General features: G+C 71.2%; 18 protein-coding genes. 7 read left to right on the forward strand and 11 right to left on the reverse strand.

Annotated features, from left to right (window positions below; all coding sequences use genetic code 11):
• Window positions 1-60: 60 nt before the first annotated feature.
• On the forward strand, window positions 61-756 hold the full coding sequence (locus FHR37_RS12900; RefSeq protein WP_092882513.1) for a type 1 glutamine amidotransferase domain-containing protein: 696 nt from the start codon (window positions 61-63) through the stop codon (window positions 754-756).
• A gap of 23 nt (window positions 757-779) precedes the next feature.
• On the opposite strand, the gene FHR37_RS12905 is transcribed toward FHR37_RS12900, so the two are convergent.
• Entirely contained in the window at window positions 780-1,217 is a 438-nt protein-coding gene (locus FHR37_RS12905; RefSeq protein WP_139238871.1) for a hypothetical protein, read from the reverse strand.
• 217 nt (window positions 1,218-1,434) lie between these two features.
• Between FHR37_RS12905 and FHR37_RS12910 the strand changes: the two genes are divergently transcribed.
• Window positions 1,435-2,439: an acetamidase/formamidase family protein gene (locus tag FHR37_RS12910; protein WP_092882512.1), complete on the forward strand. Its 1,005-nt coding sequence runs from the start codon at window positions 1,435-1,437 to the stop codon at window positions 2,437-2,439.
• Here the strand turns inward: FHR37_RS12910 and FHR37_RS12915 are convergent.
• The gene (locus tag FHR37_RS12915; protein ID WP_092882511.1) at window positions 2,407-3,330 is read right to left on the reverse strand and encodes a LysR family transcriptional regulator; all 924 of its coding nucleotides are present in this window, start codon (window positions 3,328-3,330) and stop codon (window positions 2,407-2,409) included. The two genes, FHR37_RS12910 and FHR37_RS12915, sit on opposite strands and share 33 nt — an antisense overlap.
• 72 nt (window positions 3,331-3,402) lie before the next feature.
• Between FHR37_RS12915 and dapA the strand changes: the two genes are divergently transcribed.
• On the forward strand, window positions 3,403-4,389 hold the full coding sequence (gene dapA, locus FHR37_RS12920; RefSeq protein WP_092882510.1) for a 4-hydroxy-tetrahydrodipicolinate synthase: 987 nt from the start codon (window positions 3,403-3,405) through the stop codon (window positions 4,387-4,389).
• Here the strand turns inward: dapA and FHR37_RS12925 are convergent.
• Window positions 4,350-5,462 carry a hypothetical protein gene (locus FHR37_RS12925; protein ID WP_139238870.1) on the reverse strand — a complete coding sequence of 371 codons (1,113 nt, stop codon included), beginning with the start codon at window positions 5,460-5,462 and terminating at the stop codon, window positions 4,350-4,352. The genes dapA and FHR37_RS12925 overlap by 40 nt on opposite strands.
• A gap of 637 nt (window positions 5,463-6,099) precedes the next feature.
• On the opposite strand from FHR37_RS12925, the gene FHR37_RS12930 reads away from it, so the two are divergent.
• From FHR37_RS12930 to FHR37_RS12945, 4 genes are all read left to right on the forward strand, one after another.
• Complete coding sequence (locus FHR37_RS12930) at window positions 6,100-6,318, forward strand: hypothetical protein (protein WP_092882508.1); 219 nt, start codon at window positions 6,100-6,102, stop codon at window positions 6,316-6,318.
• A 168-nt stretch (window positions 6,319-6,486) separates the two neighbouring features.
• Window positions 6,487-6,774 carry a hypothetical protein gene (locus tag FHR37_RS12935; RefSeq protein WP_092882507.1) on the forward strand — a complete coding sequence of 96 codons (288 nt, stop codon included), beginning with the start codon at window positions 6,487-6,489 and terminating at the stop codon, window positions 6,772-6,774.
• Between the two features lie 22 nt (window positions 6,775-6,796).
• Window positions 6,797-7,582: an alpha/beta fold hydrolase gene (locus FHR37_RS12940; protein WP_202817991.1), complete on the forward strand. Its 786-nt coding sequence runs from the start codon at window positions 6,797-6,799 to the stop codon at window positions 7,580-7,582.
• Entirely contained in the window at window positions 7,579-9,060 is a 1,482-nt protein-coding gene (locus FHR37_RS12945; RefSeq protein ID WP_092882506.1) for a flavin-containing monooxygenase, read from the forward strand. Before FHR37_RS12940 ends, FHR37_RS12945 begins: the two co-directional genes overlap by 4 nt.
• Before the next feature lie 83 nt (window positions 9,061-9,143).
• Here the strand turns inward: FHR37_RS12945 and FHR37_RS12950 are convergent, their stop codons facing one another.
• The 8 genes from FHR37_RS12950 to FHR37_RS12985 are packed head-to-tail and all read right to left on the reverse strand — an operon-like array spanning window position 9,144 to window position 25,287.
• Window positions 9,144-10,061: a hypothetical protein gene (locus tag FHR37_RS12950; protein WP_139238869.1), complete on the reverse strand. Its 918-nt coding sequence runs from the start codon at window positions 10,059-10,061 to the stop codon at window positions 9,144-9,146.
• Between the two features lie 5 nt (window positions 10,062-10,066).
• Window positions 10,067-16,609, reverse strand: a complete 6,543-nt coding sequence (locus FHR37_RS12955; protein WP_092882504.1) for a hypothetical protein — start codon at window positions 16,607-16,609, stop codon at window positions 10,067-10,069.
• 6 nt (window positions 16,610-16,615) lie between these two features.
• Window positions 16,616-18,703, reverse strand: a complete 2,088-nt coding sequence (locus FHR37_RS12960; protein ID WP_092882503.1) for an ATP-binding protein — start codon at window positions 18,701-18,703, stop codon at window positions 16,616-16,618.
• Window positions 18,704-18,745: 42 nt separating this feature from the next.
• Window positions 18,746-19,597: an IS3 family transposase gene (locus tag FHR37_RS12965; protein ID WP_139238868.1), complete on the reverse strand. Its 852-nt coding sequence runs from the start codon at window positions 19,595-19,597 to the stop codon at window positions 18,746-18,748.
• Window positions 19,597-21,561: a transposase gene (locus FHR37_RS33085; protein WP_202884520.1), complete on the reverse strand. Its 1,965-nt coding sequence runs from the start codon at window positions 21,559-21,561 to the stop codon at window positions 19,597-19,599. The genes FHR37_RS12965 and FHR37_RS33085 overlap by 1 nt, the downstream gene beginning before the upstream one ends.
• Window positions 21,558-21,815 (reverse strand): hypothetical protein, encoded by a 258-nt coding sequence (locus FHR37_RS12975; protein ID WP_092890193.1) that lies wholly within the window; start codon window positions 21,813-21,815, stop codon window positions 21,558-21,560. Before FHR37_RS12975 ends, FHR37_RS33085 begins: the two co-directional genes overlap by 4 nt.
• Window positions 21,812-23,662 (reverse strand): hypothetical protein, encoded by a 1,851-nt coding sequence (locus FHR37_RS12980; RefSeq protein WP_092890190.1) that lies wholly within the window; start codon window positions 23,660-23,662, stop codon window positions 21,812-21,814. The genes FHR37_RS12975 and FHR37_RS12980 overlap by 4 nt, the downstream gene beginning before the upstream one ends.
• Window positions 23,659-25,287, reverse strand: coding sequence for a hypothetical protein (locus FHR37_RS12985; protein ID WP_139239246.1), 1,629 nt, complete (start codon window positions 25,285-25,287; stop codon window positions 23,659-23,661). The genes FHR37_RS12980 and FHR37_RS12985 overlap by 4 nt, the downstream gene beginning before the upstream one ends.
• Window positions 25,288-25,378 lie beyond the last annotated feature (91 nt).

Here is a 25,378-nt window from a genome sequence, read left to right on the forward strand (position 1 = left end):
GCCTACGGTGGGAACGGCTGGGCCCGACAGTTTGGGAGCAAAGCCAGGAGGGCCGACGTAATGGCGAAAATCCTCTTCATAGTCAGCGGGGCGACCTACTGGGTCCTCAAGGACGGCACTCGGTATGCGACCGGGTACTGGGCCGAAGAGTTCGCGATGCCGTACAAGAAGATCACCGAAGCCGGGCACGAGGTCACGGTGGCGACACCGGGCGGTGTGACACCGAACGTGGACATGATGAGCCTGCGCCCGTCCATGGCCGGTGGCGAGGACGGCGCACTGGAACTCGAGGAGATCATCCGCTCCGCCGAGGTGATGCGGCGGCCACTCGCGCTGTCGCAGGTCCGGCTGGAGGACTACGACGCGGTGTATCTGCCCGGCGGGCACGGACCGATGGCGGATCTCGCCTACGACGCGGACGTGGGCCGGTTACTGACCGCGCAACTCGCCTCCGGCAAGCCGCTGGCGATCGTGTGCCACGCCCCTTCCGCGATGCTGGCCACGAGGATCCACGGAGAGTCTCCGTTCGGGGGATACGACGTCACGTGTTTCACCAACGACGAGGAAGAAGCTGTCGGCCTCGCGTCGCGGGCGCCCTGGCTCCTGGAGACCGAAATCCAGGACAAGGTCGGCGTGAACTTCAGCCGCGGCCCCATCTGGGAGCCCTACCAGGTGCAGGATCGCAACCTCATCACCGGCCAGAATCCGCATTCCTCGTCGGTCCTCGCGGACCGGCTGCTGGAAGTACTCAAGTGAGAGCCGGCCGCACCTGTTTGTGCTCAACCCTCCGGCCGGACCTCGACAAGGAGCCCTTCCCGTTCGTCGAGCAGCCGTTCGCGTTCGTCGGCGACCCGGTCGCGTTCGTCGGCGATCCGATCCCGTCGGTCCGCGTCAGCCTCACGTTGATCGGCGACCCAGTCTCGGTAGTCACCGGCCATGTCCCGTTCGGCTGCGATTCGGTGACGCTCGGACGGACTGAGAGTGGTGCCCTGCAAGACAAGTCCGCTACGGGTCTCGGCGGTGAGCTGGCGGAGAAGGGTCGCGAGACTTCGCCTCGCCACTGCCCGGACGCGTTCGGCAGCGGCGAGTTGCCGGCACCGCCACGCCGCGGCCGCGCCCCCGAGCTGATCCGACCTCCTGTGGGCTGACCTGGCGCGTCGCGTGTCGACACGAAGAGTCAACTGCGGAGCGAGCGTCTGCATGTCTGCGGCTCGCACCCGCAGATCCTCGGTGGAATACAGTCTCCTGCGCACTTCGGCACTTCGCTTCTCTCTGCTCTGGGAGAGTTGGCGCCCACGCTAGACCCGTGCGGACGAGGGCGTCGAGCCTGAGCGGCCTCATGAGTTCGCCAACTTACGGTGCGCACAGGGCGGCCGACTCTCCGAAGGTGCAGGATGGCAGGAGTTCACGGACCACGTGGAAGGAGCCACTGCTGTGGAGACGGTTGAGTTCACCCCCACCTTCGACCAGTACGCCTGGACGTTCGGCGGCGCGGAGCCGGCCCTTCGGGTCCGTCCGGGTACGGCCATGCGGCTGTGGACCGAGGACGCCTACTCCGGCCGGATCCGGAAGGCCACCGACCTGCCGTCGGCCTGCGTCGACATGAACTACCTCAACCCGCAGACCGGGCCCTTCCACGTCGAGGGCGCGGAGCCCGGCGACACTCTCGTACTCCACTTCGTCGACCTCGAGCCGGCCCGTGACTGGGGTGTCTCGACGACGATCCCGTTCTTCGGCGGGCTTACGGGCACCGACCACACCGCGTTGCTGCAGGAGCCGCTGCCCGAGATCACCTGGCTCTACCAGGTGGACGCCGTCAAGCGCGCGTTGACATTCGAGGCCGCGCGCAGCGACTTCCGCCTCGACCTGCCACTGGAGCCCATGCTGGGCACGGTCGGGGTGGCGCCCGGTGGCCGCGAGGCGCGCTCCTCCCTCGTACCCGAACGCTTCGGCGGCAACATGGACACACCCGAGATGCGGGCCGGCGCGACCTGCTACCTCGGCGTCAACGTGCCGGGCGCGTTGTTCTCGGTCGGCGACGGCCACTACCGCCAGGGCGAGGGAGAGGCCTGCGGCACCGCCGTCGAGGGTGCCATGAACGTCACCCTGATCGTCGACCTGATCAAGGGCGGCGCCCCGACGTGGCCGCGCATCGAGCACGACGACGCGATCATCGCCGTCGGGTCGAGCCGCCCCCTCGAGGACGCCTGGCGGATCGCGCAGGTCGAGATGGTGCGGTGGCTGGGCGAGCTCTACGGCCTGGACCGGATGGACGCCTACCAACTGCTCAGCCAGACGGCGAAGGCACCGATCGCCAACGTCGTCGACACCAACTACTCCTCGGTGGTCAAGATCCCGAAGGGGCTCCTGCCGTCGTCGGCGGCGTACGACGGCATCCACCGGCACCTACGGGAGTCCGCCGCTGCCCTCCGCGCGTAACAGGGGGCCGAGCTCCGCTACCACCGCCTGGACAGCTGGGCTGGCGTCGGCGCTGCGCCGCCACGCGGCGTGAACCTCCCGCTGCGGCGGTCGCCTCAGCACCTTCGAGACGAGGCCCTCGCTCAGAGGCGGCCGGGCGAGGCGAGGGATCAGGGCGACGACTTCGCCCGAGGCGACCAGCGACAACTGGGTGGCGAAATCGTCGACCAGGTGGCGTACGTCCGGCTCCTCGGGTACGTCCGCGACCAGCCGCCGGAACCACTGGTGGCACACCGTGCCCGGAGGGCTGGTCACCCACGCATGACCGGCCAGGTCGCCGGCTGTCAGGGGCCGGTCGAGCCGCGCCAGGCGATGCGCCCGACCGACCACGAGGTCGCCGACGTCTGTGTGTAGGTGGCGCTGGGTCAGGGATGGTGGCAGAGGTGCCGGCAGCCCGTCGGCGTCGTGGACGAGGGCCAGGTCGGCTGTTCCGGCGTCGACGCTGTGGAGGGCGTCGTCGGGGTCTCGCTCCTCAACGTGCACGCGTAGGCCCGGACAGCGCTTCGACAGTCGCGACATGGCGGGCGCGAGCAGCCCACGAATTGCGGTGGAGAAGGCAACCACCCGGAGGAGACCGCGCGGCTCGCCCTCCGCGACGGAGCGGGCGGCTTCGGCGCAGCGTTCCAGCGCCTGGAACACCTCGGGTGCCGAGTCGACGACGGCCTGCCCGGCCGGGGTGAGCACGACGCCTCGTCCCGCCGGCACCAGGACGGGTACGCCTATCTGGCGTTCCAGCTTCTTGATCTGCTGCGACACCGCCGACGCCGTGTAGCCGAGTTCCTCGGCCGCCCGCGCCAGTGTCCCCAGCGCGGCCACCGACCGCAGCGCCCTCAGTGCTCCGACCTCAACCATGAAGACAGGCTAAGCAGTATCGGCAAGAAAGCATTGCTGGACCATCCGTATCGGCTGGGACAGGATCGGATCATGACCGACCCGAAGCAACCTGCCGACCTGCTCTTCGGCGCCAACGTCGTCGCCATGGTGACCCCGATGCAGCCCGACGGCACAGTCTGCGAACCGGGCGTGGCCAACCTCGTCGACCACCTGCTGTCCACGGGATGCGACGGCATCGTCGTAGGCGGAACCACCGGCGAGTCGCCCACCCTGACCGACGTCGAGACTGCCCGGCTCGTCCGCACCGTAGCTGCCCGGTCGAGGAGCCGAGCCCGGGTGATCGCCGGCGTCGGCACCTACGACACGGCGGCCACGATTCGCCGGGCATGCGAAGCCGAGGCGGTCGGGGCGGACGCGCTGCTGCTCGTCTGTCCCTACTACTCCAGGCCGACCCAGGCAGGTGTGGTGGCTCACTGTTCTGCGGTGGCCGATGCCACCGAGCTACCCGTGATGCTCTACGACGTTCCTGCGCGCACCGGCGTCGCCATGGAGGCGTCGACGCTGACCGAGCTCGCCGGACATCCTCGGATCCGAGCGGTCAAGGACGCCAAGGGCGACCTCTTCGAAGCCATGTCCGTCATGGCCAGTACGCCGCTCGCCTACTACTGCGGCATCGACGAGCTCAGCCTCCCCTACCTCGCAAGCGGTGCCACCGGCGTGGTCAGCGTGGTGGGCAACCTCGTCGCCGACCACTACGCCGAACTCCTACGAGCGGTCCGGCGCGGTGATCTCGAACTGGCGAGGACGATCCAGCGTGAGTTGATTCCCCTGGTGGACGCCATCATGCGCACATCCCAGGGGGCTGTCATGGCCAAGGCCGCCCTGGCCGAGCTCGGGATCATCCCGCACGCGACGGTGCGCCTACCGCTGGCCGAGTCGCCGCCACCTCACCTTCGGCGGCTCACCGACGCGCTGGCAACCATCGCGGTGGCGACGCATCCTCGTTCGCGCCCGCCGGCGTCGACGACCCAGCCCGTTCACCGGCCGGCCTTCGACGGCCCGCTCGCATCGACGTAGCGGCCACGTCGTTGTCGGCCTGCCCTGCGCGCCGGTCCTGTGGGCAACAGAAGCAACGACCCGTCGCCTTCGACTCGCAGGGCCAGGACCGCACCGTCAACTGGCAGGCCGAAGAGGGTGGCCGGCCCGGGCTCGTCCTCGTCGTCGGGGAAGTCCTCGTCAGGCAGGTCCTCGTCGGGCAAGTCCTCGTCGGGCAGGTCCTCCCAGCCGACTTCGAGCGCCTCCACCGGCACCGTGAACAGGGGACGGCTCATGCTCTCGTCGTCCGCCGCATACACCACGACACGTTGAACCCACGCGGACCGAGGCGTGAACAGGCCGCCGGGATCAGGACCTGCCCACACGGTCAACGCCGGCACCGGTCCGCTCGTGAGGGCGGCCAACCGCCGGCGCCACGCCAGAGCCGTGACCACCAACGTCGTTCCGAGCAGGGCGAGACCGGCCGCATCCAGGTACCAGCCGATCGGATCGAACGGCTCGGCGACCAGACGCGCCCAGGATCTGTCGACGAGGACGTCCACCGACGAGCCGACCGGATACCCGCTCGCGTCGAAGGTCTCCAGCTTTCGTGTCCCTGAACCAGGCGGCCCGAGCCGCACCCTCAGCGCGTAGTCGTCGTCGAGGTGGGCGAGCACGGTGCCTGGCACCCGCGTGGCCTGACGTACGTGGGCGTTCTCTGTCGACTGCCAGTGCAGCGTGTAGGCGACGAGACCCACCGATGCGACCAGAGCCGCGAACCCCGCCACCAGCCGGAGGGTTCTCCGCTCCCACGCCGGCGCCGGAACCGGCGGCAGAGTCATGGTCGACGCCATCGGTGCCACCGCCTCCAACTGGCGAGCACGCCCGGACCGCCGCCGCCACAACGTGGCCAGGGTCCACGCGGCGGCCGGTACGACGAGCCAGAGCACCCACGACGCGGCCCCGTCGACAATGGTGCCCGGGCTCACCACCGACACCACGACGAGTACAGGAGTGGTGATCCAGGCGACCTCGGGAACCCACACCAGCCAGCCGATGTGCGCCAACAGGGCCACACCCGCGACCGCGCCGAGCATTTCGGACTGGTCGACCATGCACGGTGCTGTCTCGCTGCAGGTACCGCTCGTGTCGGTCGCCACGAACAACGCCACCATGACCGCCCAAAGGACGGCGGACAACCTCGGATCGGACCAGCGCGCCGGCCGCGCACGCAGCCAGTCCGTCGTCGCAGCGCGCTGCCAGGCTTGGGCCGTCATGCCACCGGCGTTCGCCGCCGCACTTCCCCAGATCCCGGCCATGGCGAATGCTAACCCGGCCAGGCCGTTCAGCCGCTCAGAGCTTCTCCGGCCCTACTCGCCGGGATGAACGAACGCTGTCATCTGACTCCCCAGTCGGGCGAGCCCGCGCTCACGGTGCCAGGGATCCGGGTGACGCCCGTGCCGTTCGCGCGCATCACGTACAGGTCGCGACGGCCTATCGCCGCCGCCGCAGCGACCACCATTCGAAGGCGACGCATCACGGGCCACCACCAATCGGCCATCGACTCTTCCGTGCCGTGAGCATCCTGCGCAGTCAACCCGGGGTTGTCAGCCGGAGGTGAACACCCTCATCGTTCGGCACCGCGCCGACGTCGGGCGCCACGCTGCGTGCTGGTAAGTGCACGGGCCGAACAAGGAACCATGGTGCGGTGCCAGCCGTTTCCCAGACGTCACACCCGACTGAGGAGGCATTGTGGCGACATCGCTGCTCGACCGGATCCTGCGGTTCTTCCGGAGTCCGCAGGGCCGAAAGCTCGCCGCGAACGCGCAGACGAAGGCGCAGCGGCTGGCCAAGGACCCGCGGACCCAACAGGCAGTCAAGAAGGCACAGGACCGCGTGCAGGCGGCCGCCAGTGACCCGCGCACCCAGGCCAAGGTTCGTTCGTTCGTGGCCAAGCTCAACAAGCGCTGACCGCACTCCCCACACCGGTGTCCTCCCGCCGGGGGGCGTCCCTCGTGGCCGGTTCTGTCATCCGCACCGCGCGGCTGATCGATTGCGCCTAGCGTCGATCTTCGAGACCTGTCGACCTGACGGCTCGAAGACAGCAATCACGTTGCCCGGCAGCGAAGGGAGCACACGATGTGGGTTTGGACCACTGACGGTGAGCTCGTCAACCTCGGCCACGCACGCAGGGTGCGCATCGACAGGCTGCGCGCGGATCGGTGCGACGTCGTGGCGTGGTTCGGTGTCGAACTCGGCAACGTCATCAAGATCGCCGAGGGGATTCCCGAGCCGGCCGCGAAGGCACTGATGACGGCGTTTGGGACGCAGGTCCTGCAGGCCGCCGAAGTCACCGAGGCCGGTGAGCTTCGCGTCCACTCCGCCGCGTCCGACGGCGACGGTGTGCCGCGGGCGGATCGGCAGTAGAAGACCCTATCGGAGCGCGAACGTGGTGAGTCTGGCCTACGACCGGCAGGGCAGCGGCCCGCCGTTGGTGCTGCTGCACGGCCTGGGCCATCGCCGGCAGGCCTGGGATCCGGTGGTTCCGCTGCTCGTCGCGCGGCACGAGGTCGTCACGGTCGACCTGCCGGGGTTCGGCGCGTCGCCGGCCTGCGGCGGCGCACGGTGGCGCGAGGACCTCTCCACGGCGGTCGCGGCGTTCATCGCCGACCTCGGCCTGGACCGCCCGCACGTTGCGGGCAACAGTCTCGGCGGTGCGCTCGCGCTGGAGCTCGCCGCAGCTGGCCAGGTGGCGTCCGCGACCGCCCTGGCGCCGGCCGGTTTCTGGCTCACCTGGGAACGCCGGTGGGCGCTCGCGTTGCTGCACACCGTTCGTTCGGTCGCGTTCCTGCCTGACCCGGTGCTGCGGGCCGCCGCCGGATCGCCCCGGGTTCGCGCGCTGGCGTACGGTCTGCTGGTCGGGCGCCCTGACCGGCTCACGGCCGAGGTGGTCCTCGCCGACGCGCTCGCGATGCGCTCCGGCTCGGCGTTCCGGGCGGTCGCGCGGCACGGACGCGACTACGCGCCGAACGCCACGCCGCGGTGTCCGGTGACGGTGGGGTGGGGCACCCGCGACCGGCTGCTCCTGCACCGCCAGGCCGCCCGGGCCCGGGCGCTGCTGCCCGGCGCGTGGCACGTCGACCTGCCCGGGTGCGGCCACTCGCCGATGAACGACGATCCGGAACTGGTCGCGTCGGTCATCTGCCAGACGACGGGGACGGAGGTACGGCGATGACGGCGGTGCCGTCGGTGACGGCCACACCCGAGATCGTCATCGTCGGCGCGGGGTTCGGCGGCATCGGCATGGCGATCCAGCTGAAGAAGGCCGGCATCGACTCCTTCGTCGTACTGGAGAAGGACGGCGACCTCGGCGGCACCTGGCGGGCCAACGCCTATCCCGGGTGCGCCTGCGACGTCCCATCCCACCTCTACTCCTACTCGTTCGCGCTCAACCCCGACTGGTCGCGGATGTTCTCACCGCGCGAGGAGATCTGGGACTACCTGCGTTCGTGCGTACGGAAGTACGGCATCGAACCGCACCTTCGCTACGGCGTCCGCGTCGCGTCGATGCGGTGGGAGGAATCGGCCGGGCGCTGGCGGGTCGAGACGGCCGGCGGCGAGGTGCTCACGCCGCGGGTGGTCGTGTCCGCGATCGGAGCGCTGCACGTGCCCTCCTACCCCGGCGTGCCGGGCCGCGACAGGTTCACCGGCCGGCAGTTCCACTCCGCCGAGTGGGACTCCGGCTACGACCTGACGGGCAAACGCGTCGCGGTGGTCGGCACCGGTGCCAGCGCGGTGCAGTTCGTCCCGCGGATCGCCGAGCAGGTGTCCCGGCTGCACGTCTTCCAGCGCACGCCCGCGTGGATCCATCCCCGTCCGGACGCCGAGATCCCGGCCGAGCGTCGCCGGCGGTTCCGTTCGAATCCGCTCGCGATGCGGGCCTTTCGGGCCTCGATCTACCTCGCGCTGGAGCTTCGCGGACTCGGCTTCGCCGTGAGCCCGAAGCTGATGGGTCCCCTGGAGGACCTGGCCCGGCGGCACCTGCGGCGCCAGGTCGGCGACCCTGAGCTGCGGTCCCGGCTGACGCCCGACTACACCATCGGCTGCAAGCGGATCCTGCTGTCGTCGGACTACTATCCCGCCCTCGCCCGCCCGAACGTCGAACTCGTCACCGACCCCATCGCCGAGATCACCGAGCACGGCATCCGCACCCGTGACGGTACGTCCTACGACGTGGACGCGATCGTCTACGGCACCGGGTTCCGGGTCACCTCGGCGCTCCTCGACCAGCAGATCGTCGGCCGCGACGGCCTCACGCTGCAGGACGCCTGGGCCGACGGCGTGACCGCCCACCACGGCATCACGGTCGCGGGATTCCCCAACCTGTTCATGCTCCTCGGCCCCAACACCGGCCTCGCGCACACGTCCGTGGTGTTCATGATCGAGACCCAGGTCCGGCACGTCATGAGCTGCCTGCGGATGCTGCGGCGCCGCCGGGGCGAGGTCGTCGAGGTCGAGGCGGCGGCGCAACGACGGTTCGACGCGATGCTCCGGCGCCGCCTCGACCGGGCGGTGTGGAGCACCGGCGGCTGCACCAGCTGGTACCTCGACGAGCACGGCGTGAACCGCACACTGTGGCCGGGTTTCACGTTCGAGTACTGGGCCCGCACCCGGCGCGCCAGACGCTCCGACTACCGGATCGCCGGCGCGTAGGGACCGAGGACTACTGCGGGTTTCCGGTGGCGTCCGGCCTCGAACCCAGCCGCCGGCGGGGTTGGAGAAGGAGAAACTGCCCGTCACGCGTCCGGCAGGCCGATCAGCGTCGTGACCGCCGCATTCCTTACGACGTCCCGCGTTCCCTGGCTCAGGTGGCGCAGCTTCTCCCGTGCCGCGGTCAGCCGCAGCACCCCCACCGCCTGGATGGCCCGTACGGCCGTCTCGTCGTCGTACGAATCGAGATCGGCCAGCACCTGCTCGTCGGTGACCAGCGGAAGACGGGCCAGCAGCCTCTGCACCACCGGGGCGCTGTCCGCTTCGGGGCCGTCGAGGCGCAGCACCCTCAGGAAGGTGACCGGGTCGAAGGAGTAGCGCAGCAGGATCTCCCGGCGGGACCACTCGGCGACCTCGGGCTCGCCGGCGAGCAGGGGCGGCCGGACGGTCGTCGCCCCGCCGGTGAAGCCCAGCGTGCGCGCGACGCGGTCGAGCCGGGCGAAGGCGCACCTGGGGTCGATCACCCGTGCGGGCGGCGTCGGCCGGGTCACGGTCACCGACCGGACCGGCGACATTGGCGGCTCGCTGCCGCTCCACACCCGGACACCGAGCCCGGGCGCCGTCACCAGCGGCCCGCGACTCTCGGCCCGCTCGTCCAGGGAGAGGAGAAACTCCCGGACGTCGCCGAGCGGCTGCCCGAGCAGTTCGTGTCCTGACAGCTCGGCCTGCGGCTGCTGCTCCGGCGCCGCCGAGCCCAGCAGGACCACCTCGATCTCCGCCACGGTCTCGGCGGCACCAGGGACGGGAGCCGGGAGGGGTACGACGTGCACCGTTCCCGCGTGGCTGCTCCAGATGAACGACGAGCCCTTCCGCACCCGTTCGGCAGGCCCGAGGCCGGCGTCGTCCAGCGCGCGAACGGCAGCGTCGACCGGGATCCCCAGCCGGAGCGGGCCGATGCCGCGGCCGGGCTCGATCGACCAGGCCGGCCGGTGACGTTCGCTCACGGAAGTCACTCCTTCGGGTTCCGCAGGGAGTCGATGGTGACACTGGAGTTCTTGTTCAGCTGGTCGACCAGATGCTGGTTCTGTTCGAGGAAGTTCAGATACTTCTGGATCACCTTCTCGTACTTGTCGCGCAGCACCGGGTTCCCGCGGATGTCGTCCAGGTCCATCTTGACCGCCTCGAGGTACCTCCCACCGGCGATGAGCGCGACCTGCTTGTCGCGGTAGGCCTCGGGGCCGTAGCCGGAGCCGTGGCTCGCGGTGAGGCTGTGGTCCGCGTCGTCCATCCGGATGACGCCACCGCCGCCGTGGGTGAGCAGCGGGTTGCCGACCGGCAGCGTACCCAGCGCCCGCGCGCGTTCGAGTGAGTCGTTGGCGGGCATGTGGTGGCGATCGCCGCCCTGCGCGTTCTTGATGTCGTCGTAGGCTCCGGCGACCGGCAGTTTGGGGTCGAGCTTGTCCCCGCTCAACCTGTGCTCGAGGTTGGCGACCAGTTCGGCCAGCTCGGTGCGCCGCTTGTTGAGGGCTGTCCGCTCCCGTTTCATCGCCGATTCGAGCGACGAGAGCGGCAGCTCGACATCCGGGTCGAAGTGGGTTTTCTGGACGTCGGCCAGGATCTCCCGTCGCCGGCGCAGCAGCGGTGTCAGAGTCTTCGCGTCCTTCTCCGCCGCGATCCGCCGGGCGAGGTCGTCGAGCTCCGCCTGCTTCGTGGTCAGATCCGCGAGGGACTTGTCGACCGTCGCGAGACTGTCCTTCTCCTCGACCAGCCGCTCCCGCCAGCGCTGCTGTTGTTCCTCGGCGTCCTTCACCGCCTGGTCCGCGGCCGCCCTGGCCTCGGCCGCTGCCTTGGCCTCGGCCGCCTTCGCCTCGGCATCAGCGGCGAGCTTGGCCTCGGCGTGGCTGGACTCCGCGGGCGGCGCGGGCCCCGAGGGTGCGGGGTCGCCGGTCTTGGTGTTCAGCCGCGACGGCTCCTCCAGGAACTTCGGCGGCGGGGATCCGTCCGGGCTGTTCCGGAACGAGTGGAGTTCCTCCAGCCGGTGACCCAGCACCTCCTGCGCCCGCAGGGCGGTGTCCAGCCGGGCCTGCAGATGAGGGTCCTCGGAGCCGGCCAGCTTCTGGTGGGTGAGGTCGGCGATGATGTCGTGCTGCGCGGCGAGTTCGAGTTCGAGGTGGGCCTGCGCCGACAGCATCCGCTCGTGCAGGGACAGGTTCTTCCAGTCCCGCAACCGGGCCTCGTCCAGCAGCCGTAGATGCTCGGCGTGGATCGGGTCGCGCAACTGCTGCAGGTGCCGCCCCTCCTCCCGCAGTGCCCACAGCGGAGCGCCCTCGCGGATCACCACGAGTGGCTTGCCGTTCTCGATCAGCACGGTCGCCATGCCGCGTTCGGCGCTGCCGGTCCGTTCGGCGTACTCGGCGTCGCCGAGCACGAGGATCGGGGTGTCGGCGTAGGCTCCACGCTCCCGAGGCGGGATGTCGCCCAGCACCTCCCGGCGCATCTCCCGCTGCTGCTGGTGGATGGCGTCCGGCGCCGTCTCCACCCGCGCCACCGGCGCACCGGTGGCGTCGGCCGCCGGCTTCGGCGCACGTTCGGTGCCGGGGACGTGCTGGTGCTCGGCGGTCCCGGCCGCATGGGCCGCCGCCTCGGTCGCCGCGTTGGAGGTACGGCCGGCTCTGAACCGCTCCAGCGCCGGACCGGCGACCGCACCGAGGATCCGGCCGCTGATCTCCAGCGACTGCCCGATCACGCCGCCGATGGCCATGCCGGTGCCCATCTGGGTGAACGTGCCCTTGGTGACGTTCAGGAACATGTCACCGCGCCAGTTGTCCCGGTTCACCAGGTTGCCCGCCAGCGCGGACGGCGCCGCACCGGCGACGTTCTCGACCAGCGTCGCGCCCATCCGCGCGATCAGCGGCTTGGCGGCGCGCTGTGCCCGGGCCGCCGCGGCGGCGAGCCGGATCGCGGCCTTGTCGGCGCCGGTCACCTTGCTGACACCGAGCAACTTGTCGCCCAGGCCGGCGGTCGCATAGGCGAAGGCGGCGTCCACGACGCCCACGACCAGGTCGTCGACGTACTCGTGGATGCCGTACGCCTCACCCAGCAGCGCCATCTTCACCACCATGGTCGCCGCCGTGGCCCACAGGGACGCGGCCAGCGCGATCAGCGGAAGTGCCGCTCCCCCGGTGGCGATGGCGAGCGCGCCGCCGACGATGACCGCCACCGCCGTGGAGACGATCTGGACGATCCCGTCGGTGTAGGCGTGCACCGACGCCCGGTACTCCTCCGCACGGGACTCGGTCCGGGTGGCCTGGGCCTCGAAGGACCGCTGCAGGAAGTTCCGGTCCTCGACCGAGAGCTTGGCCGCCGGGTCGTTCAGTGCCGCGAACGCCTCCCGGGCGTTGTCGTACTCGGCCTGGAGCATGCGCATGCTGCCGGCCAGTTCCTTCGGCGGACCGCCGCCCCAGAAGTAGGTGTTCTTGTTGTACTCGTAGCGCCGGGTGAGCGCGTCCATCCGCTCCTGGGCCGTCATCGGCTCGCCCCGCAGGGCCTCGTCGATGTCGAACCGGTTCTCCCCCGAGGTCTCGCTGTGCAGCCGCCCGATCAGGTCCTCGCCGGTGATCTTCTTGTAGTCGGCGGCGATCTGGCGGATCTCCGCAGGTGTGCGGCCCGCGAGCGCCTTCTTGGCCTGGGCGATGTCCATGCCCCAGCCGTCCACGGAGAACTTGAGTTCCTGAGCACGGGTGAGCTTTCCGCCCTGTTCCAGCCGCCAGACCGCCTCGCGTTCCCCGCCCCACTGGGTCTTGTCCTTGACCCAGTCGTCCAGCGACCCGTGACCACTCTTGTTCCAGTGGATCTTGGTCTCGGCCATCAGCTCCTTGGCACGCTTGTCGGTCAGGCGTTCCAGTTCGCGGTCGAGCTTGCGGTCCTCCTCGGCCAGCTGGTCCTGGGTGAGCGGATGTCCCTCCTGCTGCGCCTTTCTGATCCGGTCCGCGCGTTCCTTGCGCAGCCGTGGGCCCTCGGCGCGCTTGATCTCGTCCGCGGCCTGGAGGTAGGACTGCTCGAGGCCGGCGTTGACGTCGCTGTCGGCGGCGTAGGCGCCGCGGTCGGCCAGCAGGATGCGGGCGGTCCGCTCGGCCTTGCGGTCCACGTCCAGCATCGCCAGGCCGATCTCCTTCTCGCCGCTGTCGTAGAGGTTGGCCGCCATGACCTGCCGCAGCCGGGAGTCCTCCGGCCTGAGGTTCTGCACCGGCATTCCGAAGTTGTTGACCTGGAGCTCGGCCGGAAAGCGTTCCCCATATGCGCGTTCGGTGTTGGCGTTGCGGCGGCGTACCTCGTTGTTGACCTGCTCGGCGGTCCACCCGGGATTGGCGTCGGCGATCTCGGCCCGCATCCGTTTGAAGACGCCGTCCATCGCGTCGGCCTTGGCCGGTCCGTACGCCGGGCGCAACGCGAGGTCGAGGTCGATGGCGTCGGCCTTGGCCTGCAGGGCGTCGATCTTGTTCTGCCGGTCCTGCGCGTCGATGATCGACGGCCGCGGTTTCGCGGCGCCGGCGAGCCCCGCCGGTGCGGCCGGCTCGGGCTGCTTCAGCATGTTGACCTGCAGCAGCAGGCCGATCTGCTCCGAACCCCGGTCGTCCGGGACGCTCTCGCCGGTCTGCGGGTTGTACCGGTAGGTGCGCATCGTGTCGCCGAGCACCTCGTCCAGGGTCGCGCTGCCGGAGTTGTACCAGCGGGCGCTCTCGCCGAACCGTTGCTTGAGCTCGTCGCCCTTGCCCGGCGGCAGCGAGCGGACGTACGACGCGATCTTGTCCCGGTCGGGCGCGCTGAACCAGGAGTTGGTCTCGTACCGGATCGCGGCCGCGGTGGCGCCCACCTGGTCCGACCTGAGCAGAGCCTTGGCGCGAGACCATTCCGAACCGCTCAGCTCGCCGTCCAGCCGGTCGTACAGGCCTTCGTCGTAGTCGGCCTGGTAGAGCGTGCTGATGGTGTCGATCTGCTGCCCGTCGAGGTTGTCCAGGGCCGCGAAGACGGCGTCCTCGTCGGTGCCGTACTTCTCCCGGGTGGCGGCGGACAGGGACGCCACCCGGCTGGCCGCGTCCGGAGGCTTGGTGGCGAACACGACCACGCCGAGGCTGAACGCCTCTGCCGATGTCGTGGCCCGCAGCTTCTTCACCTCGGCCGAGATCACCCCCGACTCGGTGAGTTTCGCGACCACCTGGGTACCGACCTGCTCGGTGAGATGGTGGGCCACGGCGGAGAGCGGATCGCCGGGGACGTCGGCGGCCCCCAGATAGGCGTCGGCGTCCTTGCCGGCCTCGGCCAGCATCTTCTTCTGTGCCTCGGTGGCCGTGCCGGCGGCCTCGGCCTGGCGCGCGTCATGGAAGGCTTCGGCGTAACGGATCTGAGCCACCAGGTCGTCGCGCGCCCTGTCCTTCGCCGCCTGCGTGCGGGCCTTCTCCAGCCGCTGCTCGGCGACGGTCCGGTCGGCGACCGCCTGCGCCTCCTTCTCCTGCTGGGTCGCCTTGTGCCGCAGCCGTTTGTCGGCCCACTCGCGCACCGCCGCCGTCGCCGTCACGCCCGCCTCGCGCAGCGCGCCGATCCGGGCGTCCCGGTCGGTGGTGGTCTGGGTGCGGAGGGCCTTCATCGAGGCGACGACCTGTTCGCGGGCCCAGGTCAGCCAGGGTCTGCCGTCCGGCGCGCGAGGCACCTGGACCACTGAAGGGGACGGCACCGGATCAGCCGCCTTGGCCGCGGCCGCCCGGGCTGAGGCCTGGGCCGCGTCGTCGGCGATGCGGTACGCCTCGAGGTAGGCCGCCGTCATCGCCTCGATCAGGTCGGTGCGGCGGGTGGCGGCGTTCTCCAGCGCCAGGATCCCGCCGGCCACCTGGTCCCCGATCATCGTCACCCGTTCGTCGGCCAGTTGGGTGACCAGCTTCGGGTCGTGGGAGGTCATCGCCCGGCGCAGATCCTTCAGCCGCTGGGCGTGCTCCTTCGCGACCTTCGCCGTCTCCTCGGCGGCACGCTTCTCGGCCTCCCCGATGATGACCGGGCCGCGCGCCGCCACCAGCGCTTTCGTCTGGTCCGACACCGCCCGGCCGGAGGCGATCAGCTCCTGCTGCTTCTCCTTCACCGCCTGGTCGAGGATGGACGCCGACAGCCCGGCGGCCTCGCCGAGTTCGTCGAGTTTCGCCCGCATCGGTGTGAGCAGGCGTTCGGCCAGTGGCTTGTCGCCGATCACCGGCTCCCAGAAGGCGGCCACCTCCTTCCGCCCGTACTGCTGGGTCAGCAGGTCGCCGAAGCCGGCCGCGTCCCGAAGCTGCCGGACGAAAGGCCTGGCAGCCGTGGGGAGGTCGGCCTTCACCGAGGCGATCACCGTGCGGATCTTGGTCTGCTCGGCCGAGCGCAGGGTCGGATCGACCTTGGGCATCGGCGGCTGTCGAAGGTCGAGCAGTACGGGCGGAACGAACGGCTGCGGCGCCGGTGCCGGCGCCGGAGGTTCCTGCTTGGGGTCCGTCTTCGAGTCCGGGTGGGGCGCCTTCGCGGCCGGCTTCTTCTGCTTCGGCTTCTCCGGCTTGGGCGGTTCCGGCCGTTTGAGTTCGGCGAACTGCTGCGGGTAGGCCAGCGTCGGCGCGGGGCCGCCGGGTGGTGAGAGCAGTTGCGGGAGGGCCAGTTCGGGCAACAGCGCGGCGGCGGCGGTGGTGACCGCCTTGGTGGCCTTCGGCACCGGGTCGGGTGGCAGATCGTCGTCCGGCTTCGGGCGACGGACCCCCGACCCGCCGCCGCGGACGGCGCTCGGTGCGGAGGCTGTGGCCGGTGCGGCCAGGGCGGAGGGAAAGGCGCGCCCGGCGGCGACGTCCGGCGGCGGGCCGGACGAACCGGTGGCGGTGCCCAGCTTTCCGGCCGCGGTGCTGACCGCCGTCACCAACTCGTCCGGGCTCTCCACGGTGGTGGGGCCGACCGCGGTGGCCGGCGGTGCGGCCGACGAGGTGCTTGCCCCGCCCTGGACTCCGTCCGCAGGTGTGCCCGGGACCTTCACGACCGCTCCGCGTGGGGTTGCCGGTTTCGGGGTCGCGTCGGACCCGGGTGCCGCGGCCGTCCCTTCCGTCGCTTCTGTCACCGCCGCGGATGAGATCGGTTCAGCCGGCTGCTCGGCGGCGTGGTCGGCGCCTTCGCTGGGACCGCCCGTACGGCTGGGCGCGGGGATCCCGGGGACGGGCGGACCGGCCGCGGCGCGGGTGGACGCCGGCGAGTCCCGGGGCGGCGCATCCGGAACGGGGACGTCGAGGTCGGCCAGCACGCCGAAGAAGAAGTCGGGCGGCTCCTCTCCGGTGTAGGCGTCGGCGTCGAGATCGCCGCCGGCGAAGCCGAGTGCGCGGGCGGTACGCAGGGCCGCCGCGTTGCCGCCCAGCGCTCCGGAGCGGCGGACCACGTCGGCCGGCTCCGGGTTCACACCGGCCCGGATGACTTCGGGCGGAAGCTCGGCCACCCCGCGAGGGCGGGTGTCCTTCGCCGCGTCCGGATCGGCCCGACGCCGGGGCCGGTGCTCGCCCATCCCCGTTCACTCGTTTCCGGCCAGCCGCAGACCGGGGAGTTCGCTGCGGTCAGGGCGTCGGCCGGCCTTGTCGAGTTCACGCAGCACCGCGCCGACCAGGTGCCGCTGCCGGATCGGACCGCCCTCGGCCGCCGCCAGGTAGGCGGCCGAAAGCGACGCGGCCCGGATCTCCCCGCCGGACAGCTCCACCGCCCGGGCCAGGGTGGCGAGGTCGACGTCGTCGGCCAGGGGTGCCGAGCCGGGCAGCATCTGCCGCCAGATCCGCTGCCGGAGAACGGGATCCGGCTGCGGGAAGTCGATCCGGTCGTGCAGCCGTCTGCTGAACGCGCTGTCGAGGTGGTGACCCAGATTGGTGGCGAGGATGGTGATCCCGCGGTGGGCCTCGATGCGCTGCAGCAGGTAGGCGACCTCGAGGTTGGCGTAGCGGTCGCGCGCGTCGGTGACGTCGGCGCGGCGACCGAACAGCGCGTCGGCCTCGTCGAAGAGCAGGACGGCGTTGGCGGCCTCGGCCCTGCGGAGCACCGCGTCGAGCCGCTTCTCGGTCTCCCCGAGGTACTTGTCCACCACCTGCGCCAGGTCGCAGGCCAGCAGCTGGTGACCCGACTGCCCGGCGATCACGGCGGCGGCGAGGGTCTTGCCGGTGCCGGACGGCCCCGCGAAGAGCAGGTTCAGCCCGGTGGACCCCGGCCGCGAGCCGAACCCCCACTCCTGCAGCACGACCGGCCGGGCGGCGATCGAGGCGGTGACATCCTGCAGCCGGGTGAGGATCGGCTCCGGCAGCACCAGGTCGTCCCAGGTGACGGAGAGGTCCACCGGCCGGACGAGCTGGTCGGCAGCGGGCCGGGCGATCTCGTTGGCCGCGCGGTGGAGCACACCGGCTCCGATCGGATGGAACGGTTTCGCCGGGTCGACGACGTGCACCCGTTGGGACACCGCGGGCGGGTGGCCCGCGATCACCCGGGCCGCGGCGGCGTCGATGTCGTCCAGGGCCAGCCGGTGGCTGAAGGCGACCGCGGTGACCGCGTCCGGATCGGGGTCGAGACCGGCCGAGGTGAGCCGGTCGGTCCAGCGCTCGGCCCGGATCCGGGCGTCCGGCGCGGGCACCTCACGGCGCGGCCAGGCGGCCGGCGCCCACCGCGGCTCACCGACGATGTGCACCTCGGCCGGCGCGAGCATCCGCAGCCGGTGGCTCGGCGAGGGCGCGGACCGTTGCGTGGCCTGGTGCGCGGACTGCGTGCCTGCCTGTGCGGCGGCGTCCACCACCTCGGCGGCCACGACCAGTCCGCAGCGGTCGGCGCGGGCCTGCCTTACGAGCAGGTCCAGCGTCTCGCCGGCAGGCGGCGCGTCCGGAGGCGGGATCGCCAGCAGCACCGGCCCGCGGGCCGCCTCCAGGGCGGCCTCGATCACCGCCCGCTCGTCCGGCCCGGTGAACACCACCGGCGTCGTACTCCCCGCGCTCCCCGCGCCGCTTCCCGCCGGGTGGCGGGTGACCCAGGGGCGCAGTTCGGCGGGAAGGTCGGGCCGGCCGAGCGCGACCCCGGCGAGCCAGTCGCCGGCATGCAGCGTACGGAACGGCAACGGCACCGGCGGGCCCGCGGACGGACCGAGGCCGACCAGCCCCGAACCGAGGAGCCTTCCGTCCGGCTCGAAGGCGGCGCGGCAGGCCGCCGCGTGTACGCCGTCCCCTGCCCAGAGACGTTGCGCCAGCGCGACGGTCGGTCCCTGTGCCGCGGCGTCGTCGACCAGGAACGCCATCACCGTCCGGTACCGCGGATCGAGGTCGACGCTCAACGCGACGACGGTGACGAAGGCTTCGAACCGGGACAGCCCGAAGGCGCGCCAGAGGTCCCCGAGTGGAGCGGCGTCGAGCAGTTCCTCGGCCACGGTGGCCACGTCCGGATCCAGCGGCGGCCCCGGACGACCACGCCGGCGAAGCGCGGCCGCCGCGTCACTGGGCCGGATCGCCAGCCCGGCCAGCGGATCCTCACTCCGATCCCGGCCGGCCGCCTGTTCGTACGCCAGCAGGATCGCCAGCCGCCGGTCGAGCGCGGCGAACTCGGCAGCCAGGTGCGCCTGCGCGGCTTCGGTGGTCATCCTGACCTGCCCTGGGTTCGATGGAGTCGAGAATCTGGACTCTCATGCGACGGTGATGATGTGTGTGCGTTCGAACTCTATCGGTGTGAGCATGCCGAGGGCGCTGTGCCGGCGTTGGCGGTTGTGCCAGATCTCGAGGTAGTCGAACATCGCGTTGGCGAGCTCGATCCGGGTCTTCCACTTCTTGCGGTCCAGTAGTTCGACCTGCACGCGTGACCAGAACGACTCGATCATCGCATTGTCGTAACAGTCGCCGACGCTGCCCATCGAGGGCACCAGGCCGGAGTTCTTGGCGCGGTCGGTGAAGGCCCACGACCCGAACTGGGTGCCCTGGTCGGAGTGGATCACGGTCCCAGCGGCCCTGGTGTTCCCGTGTCGGGTGTCGATCGCCATCCCGAGGGCGTTGGTGACCAGTGCGGCGTTGGGGGATGCGTCGATGGCCCAGCCCACGACTCGCCTGGAGTAGGTGTCCAAGACGACGCAGCAGTAGACCTTGCCCTCCCGGGTGGGGTGTTCGGTGATGTCGGTGACCCATAGCTGGTTCGGCAGGGCCCGGGCGAAGTCGCGGTTGACGCTGTCGGTGGAGATGTTGTCGGGCTTGATGCGCTTCCACTTCGGGCGTCCTGTCACCCCGTGCAGGCCGGCACGCTGCATCAACAACTCGACCTGGCAGTGGCCGACCGCGACACCGTGGCCGAGGGTGAGTTCGGCGTGGACCCTCCGGCCGCCGTAGATGCCGCGGGAATCGGTGTGGACCTGCCTGATCAGATCGGTCAGCCACGCGTGCCGCACGGCACGCTCGGACGGGGCGCGGCTCAGTCGTGCGTAGTATCCGGACTCCGACACGGCCAGGACCCGGCAGGCGACCTGGACAGGGAGCTTCTCGGCAGCCATCACCTCGACCGCCGCGAACCTCCTTTTGGGGTCGCTTCCTCCCGCAGCAGTTCCACGGCCCGGCGCGCGACGGCCAGCTCGGTCTCCAGGTCGGCGATCCGTTTCTTCGCCGAGGCCAGTTCTGCCTTCTCCTTGCTCGTCAGGCCAGCGACGAGGCCCTTGTCGATGCGATCCTGGTGTCGCCAGGCGTAGATCGACTGGTCGCTGATGTCGAGGTCGTGCGCGACCTGGGCGACGCTACGACCTTCCTCGAGCAGGTCGAGGACCTTACGACGAAACTGCGGCGGGTAGCCCCGTCTTCCCACTCTGGCCTCCTGGTGTCGGGCACCAGAATCCAGCAATTTCGACTCAACAGAACCCGGGACACACCATCCGGCGTCCTCGTGCGTGACGGTCACCGCTTTCGGCAGCCAGGGCACCTCGACCGTGGTGCGGTCCAGCCCGGCCAGGGCCAGCACCACCAGCAGCGGTGGCGCCGGCAGGCGTACCTGGATCGACTCGCCCAGGTCGGCGACGACGCCCCCGGGAGTCAGGAAGCGATCGGACAGGAACGGCAGCGAGCTGGCGCCGAAACCGCCCAGCCGCCGGGCGAAGTGGCCCATCCCGGCGCGCGCGGCGACAGCCACCGCCCGGGCCGGCGCACCGGCGTCACCGGAGTCGTCCGGCAGCAGGTAGCGCAGGTCCGCGACCATCCGGGTGGCCGCTGCTTCATCCGGATCGGCGGGCGCACGCTCGAGCCCCGCCAGCGCCGGGATCAGCGCGTCGTCCGGCGGTTCGGCGTCGTCCAGGATCGCCAGCCAGATACCGGACGACGCGTCCGCCACGATCACGTACGGACCGCACGTGTGGGTCACCAGCCGGTCCAGGCCGAGCCGGTCGTCGTCGACCAGCGCCTGCTGGACGACCTGCGATATGTCCACGCCGGGTTCGCAGGGCGGTTCGTCGTCCTCGAGCGCCGATGCCAGCACCACGGCCGGATCCTCGGGTGACGTCCGGGTCGCGGCCGCCAGCACCCGCGCCCGGTCGGCCGGTGCGAGCGCGCCCAGCCCCACCTTCGCGAACGACGGCAGCAGGAGGAACGCCGGCGCGCCCTCGGCCTCGAACACCGCGAGGTCAGCTGCCCGCGGCTCTTTCGCGGCGGAACCAGCCGCACCGGAACGGCGTACGGCAATTGGATCGCGCACCGCCGGCGACGATGCCCGAACGGTTTCGGCAGCCGCCGTCGCCGTCGCCGACGCCACGGCCACGGCGACCGCGGGCGACCGGCCCCGGGCGAAGGTGCGGGCGGCCAGCGCCAGCGACAGGGCCTCGGCACTCGACCGGTGCAGCCCCTTGCCGTCGTCCACCGGGTCGTCCCCGAGGTGAGCCGCCGCGGCCGCCGCGGACATCCGGACGTGCGGGAGCGCGAGGCACGCCGCCCAGGTGCGGTTCACCTCGGACGGGGCCGCACGGGCCAGGACCGTGGTCAGGTCACCGCTGCGGCGCAGCGCGCCGAGCACGGCGACGACGGGAACCGCGTGGCGTTCGGCGAGCGTGCGCAGCGCCGTCAGTGGAGCCAGCAGCCGCACCCCGTCGAAGGATTCGAACACCCAGCTGTCCCCCGTCCCACTCGCCAGCGCGGCGACGAACGCCGCGATGTGCGCGGCGCGGGAGGGGTAGCGGATCCGGACCTCGTCCGGCGCTGTCCGGATGGCCCGGGCCAGCCGGTCGGCGAGCCGCTCGGCGATCTCGTCCGCACTGGCGGTGGCCGGTACCGCCGCCGAGACCTGAAGCCGGCGGATCAGCACCACCGGCCCGTCGCCCGCGGAGTCCGGCGCCGACTCCCGTAGGACCGGGAAGCGGCGGGCCAGGGCTGCGGGCACTCCCTCGGTGACCGCCGTCGCGATCCGGTCGATGGTCCCGAGCGGCAGCTCACCCTGGCCGGGGACGGCGATGCCGGCGGTCAGGCGGCCGATCCGGCTCACCCCGAACTCCCAGAACCCCTTGCGGTTCCTGAGCTCACGTCCACAAGGGCCGGCGCCGCCTCCGCCGCGGCCCCGTCCGGCAAGATCTCCGACAACTCGGTGAGTGCCTGGATGGCGCCTGAGATCCGCAGCAGCGCCACCCGCAGGGTCTCCCGCTGCTCGTCCAGCCGGGCGAGGTCCCGCTCCCCCGCCGCGAAGTCCGACCGCAGCTGCGCCAGCCGCCGGTTCACCACCGATGCCAGATCCTCGCTCATGGCCGCTTCCGTCCGATCACGACGACGGTGAACAACACCGTGTTGTCCCCCTGCAGGGCGGCCGACGACTCCGAGCAGAAGCACCGGCCCGACACCGTGCTGGTCGACTGCGAGTCGACGGTCACCATCACGTGCTGCGGGATGGCGTCCGCGTTCGCGACGTGACCGAACGAGTCGAACGCGCCGTTGTTCTGGTTGTCCCAAAGGCTGAAGCCCTGCAGCACGGCGAACGCGCTGACCACCTCGCTGAACCGCCCGGCCGGCAGCGTGATCTGCCACGTGCGTGGGGCGTCCGTGGCCGTGTTCCTGACCCGGACCGTGGTGGTGTAGACGTCCACGACACTGGTGACGGTGCCCTGTACCTGCAGGTCGCCGGACAGCCAGAGACTGCTGCGCGGGCCACCGAGGGTGCCGATCACGACGTCCCGGCCGGTGGCCCAGTTCAGGTACAGCGAGTCGATGCCGTCGTTGCCGGACGCCTTGCCCACAACGTGCCTGGTGCGGACCTGGTCGTCGCCGCCCGACCCGACGGTCAGCCCGTTCGTGGTCGCCATCGGGCCGAACACCCGCAGCCCGTTCGGGTTGGTCAGCGTCATCATCGCCGCCCCGCCCGCTCCGGGATCGCCGCGGGTGCCGGAGTGCACGCCGCCCCGGTACCACGCGAAGTCGCTGCCCGTACGGTGGTAGAGCGTGAAGTCCTGGACGCCGACGCCGTACTCGTGACCGGCTCCCCACAGGTCGATCATCTGCCGCGTCTTCGCCCCGAAGCCGAGAACCCCTTGCGGGATGGATGCGTCGCCGGTGGGCAGCCTCAGGTCGCCGGTCCCGCTCACGCTGACCACGTCGGGCGCCGGGGCGGTGGTCCCCGGCCCGATCAGCAGGTGGTTCGCGTCGTCCGGTGTCTCGCCCAGCTGCACCCAGAGGTTCTCCTCGCTGCCCGAGAGCGTGGTGCGGCGGCTGACCGTGATCGGTACCGGAGTGGTGGCGGGCGGCGGGTTCACGAACCGGAGCGCGGATGCCTCCAGATGTACGTCCTTCTCGGCACTGATCCGGCCCTCGACCCGCAGGCGCCCTTGCACGGTGGCGAAGTCGGCACCGTCCGGGTCCGGTGTGTCCGCGTCCGGATCGTCGCGCGGCGCGATCCGCAGAGTGCCCGCGGCGCCGAGCAGGTGGTCGGCGACCAGCCCGGCGTAGTGCCGCCCGTTCGTCAGGGCACCGGGATCGGCCGGCCGGAACTGCGCGGTCGTGCCGTCCCATTTCACGTCACCGAGCCGGACCAGCCAGCGGGTGGACGAGGAGTCGGGCAGCGTCTGGTACGGGATGCTCTCGTCGTCGGGGATCGACACCGCACCGGCCGGGAGGGATCCGCCGTCGGGGACGACGAGTCCGGGCTGGCCGGCGATGTCGATGTCGTCATGGGTCGGCGGCGCCGGGTCCACCACGATCCGGTAGCCCTCGGTGACCCGGGTCTGGCGGCCGGGCAGGCAGTCGTCGTACCGGTTGGCGTCGTGCCCGCTGGTGACCTCGTCGTAGGCGAGATAGACCGAACGGTGGGCCAGGTCGTAGAACGCGCTGAACGCGCCCGGATCCAGCCGCAGCGCCGCGTCGACCATCAGCTCCCGGCCGTACCCGTCGGTGGCCAGGCCCGGCCGCAGCATGATGTCGACCACGGAGGGATCGACCGGACTGGGTTGCTCCACCAGTTCGAGCCCGAGCACGATCCCCCAGGTGTGCGGACCGAGCGCGTGCCGGCGCCGGGCGTTGCGGTGGTACAACTGCTCGGCCCGGAAGTCGGCCGCGCCCAGGGTCTGGCCCTGGGTGTACTGCGGGCGCTCGATCGCCGTCATCCTCCCCCTCCCTGCTCCTCCTGGCCCTGCTGCGCGCGGAAGGCCACGATCCTGCCGTCCACCACGTAGGCGGTGACCCGGCTGCCCGGCGCCACCAGCGGAAGCAGCCCCAACCCACGCAGCGGGATGTCGTCCCGGCTGTCCACCACCACCTCGGTGACCTCGACCCGGCGCTTGGCCAGCCGGGTGCGCGCCGACCTGACGTTGGTGCCGAGTACGTCGCTCAGGTTGACCCGGCCGGCCGCCCAGCGCTGCGGCGCGAACCGGGACGCACCGCGCCGGAACGCCGTCCGCACCGAACCCGCGCGGGTGAACAGGTCACGAACGGCGGCGAAGTCGTTGTCCAGCAGGGCATCTCGCAGTACGCCGTCGGGGTCGTGCGCGGACATCAGCACCTGCAGGTCGCGCCGGTCGCCGCGCTGGTCCTGAATGATGGGCAGGCAGCACAGCAGCCCGGCGACCCAGGTGAGCATCGGCAGCACCGGCAGCCAGTACTCGCGGTTCACGAAGCTGCCGGCGTACTTCCGGCAGGAGAGGTTGCAGATGCTCTGCGCCTTCCCGTCCCGGAAGGTGACGCAGCCGAGAATGATCCGGTCGTCGTCCGGGCAGGGCGGGCACGGCGGCAGCATCGCCTTGCAGATGCAGTCCCTGGCGTAGAGCACGGCCAGCAGCAGCAGTTGCCGGACCGCCGTACCGCTGCGGGCGACGTAGACGGCGTTGCTCTCCTCGGCCAGTTGCGGGGTCGGCCTGGCCGCGGCCAGTTCCTGGACCACCTCCGGCGACGGGCTCTCGCAGCCCCGCACCAGGTCGGACATGGCCGCGTGCAGCCGCCAGACCGCGGCGTAGGCGGCACCGGCGTCGCGGGGCGTCGCCTTGCCCATCGCCAGTTTCGCGTTCAGTTTCTGGCTTTCCGGGTCGACCTGGCGGCCGACCTTTGCCCAGGCGTCCCGCAGGCACGCGATGATCTGTGCCGGCATGGAGCTGGCCAGCCGGGCGGAGAGGTCGTGGCACTGCTGGTCGTCCCGGCACACGCCGAGCTCGAAGCACTCGACGGTCCGGGTGGGTTCACAGCCGGGGGCGAACGCCGTGCTGCCGCACCCGCAGGTCGCGGTGCCGGTCGTCGTACTGGTCGTCGTACCGCCGGACGTCCCGGTGCCCCCGCATCCGCACGCCGAGGATCCGGCGGACGCCGAACCGCCGCCGCATCCGCAGGTGCCGCCACCCATGGCCGTACCGCCGCGGCCACACCCGCACGACCCGGCGATGAGCGGCTTCTGCGGCCGGATGTCGGCTTCGCGGTAGCGCAGGGTCACGCACCAGGTGCCGTCGTCCGGGCAGGCCGCCGGAGGCTGACTGGGCGGATCGCACACCGGCCGGGTCCGTTCGGCCAGCAGGCAGGCCCGGATCGCCGCGTCCAGGTCGAAGGACTGCCGGTTCGGTACGACGATGTCCCGGCCGTGGCAGTCCAGTGCGTAGCCGCACTCGACGACCAGGTTGTCGCTGCAGTCGTCCCGGGTGATCGCCAGGCCGCAGACCACCCCCGAACCGTGCAAGTACCGGTTGTGGAGCTGGTCCTTGGCGATGACGTACCGCTCGAGCGAGATCAGGTCGAGGTCGGACAGCACCTGCCCGGCGAAGAATCGCGGCCGCGACGGGCTGGCCAGATCGCATCCGGCACCGCACCCGCAACCCGTGGAACCGGTCGTGCCACACGAA

Source organism: Actinopolymorpha cephalotaxi (genome assembly GCF_013408535.1).
GTDB lineage: Bacteria > Actinomycetota > Actinomycetes > Propionibacteriales > Actinopolymorphaceae > Actinopolymorpha > Actinopolymorpha cephalotaxi.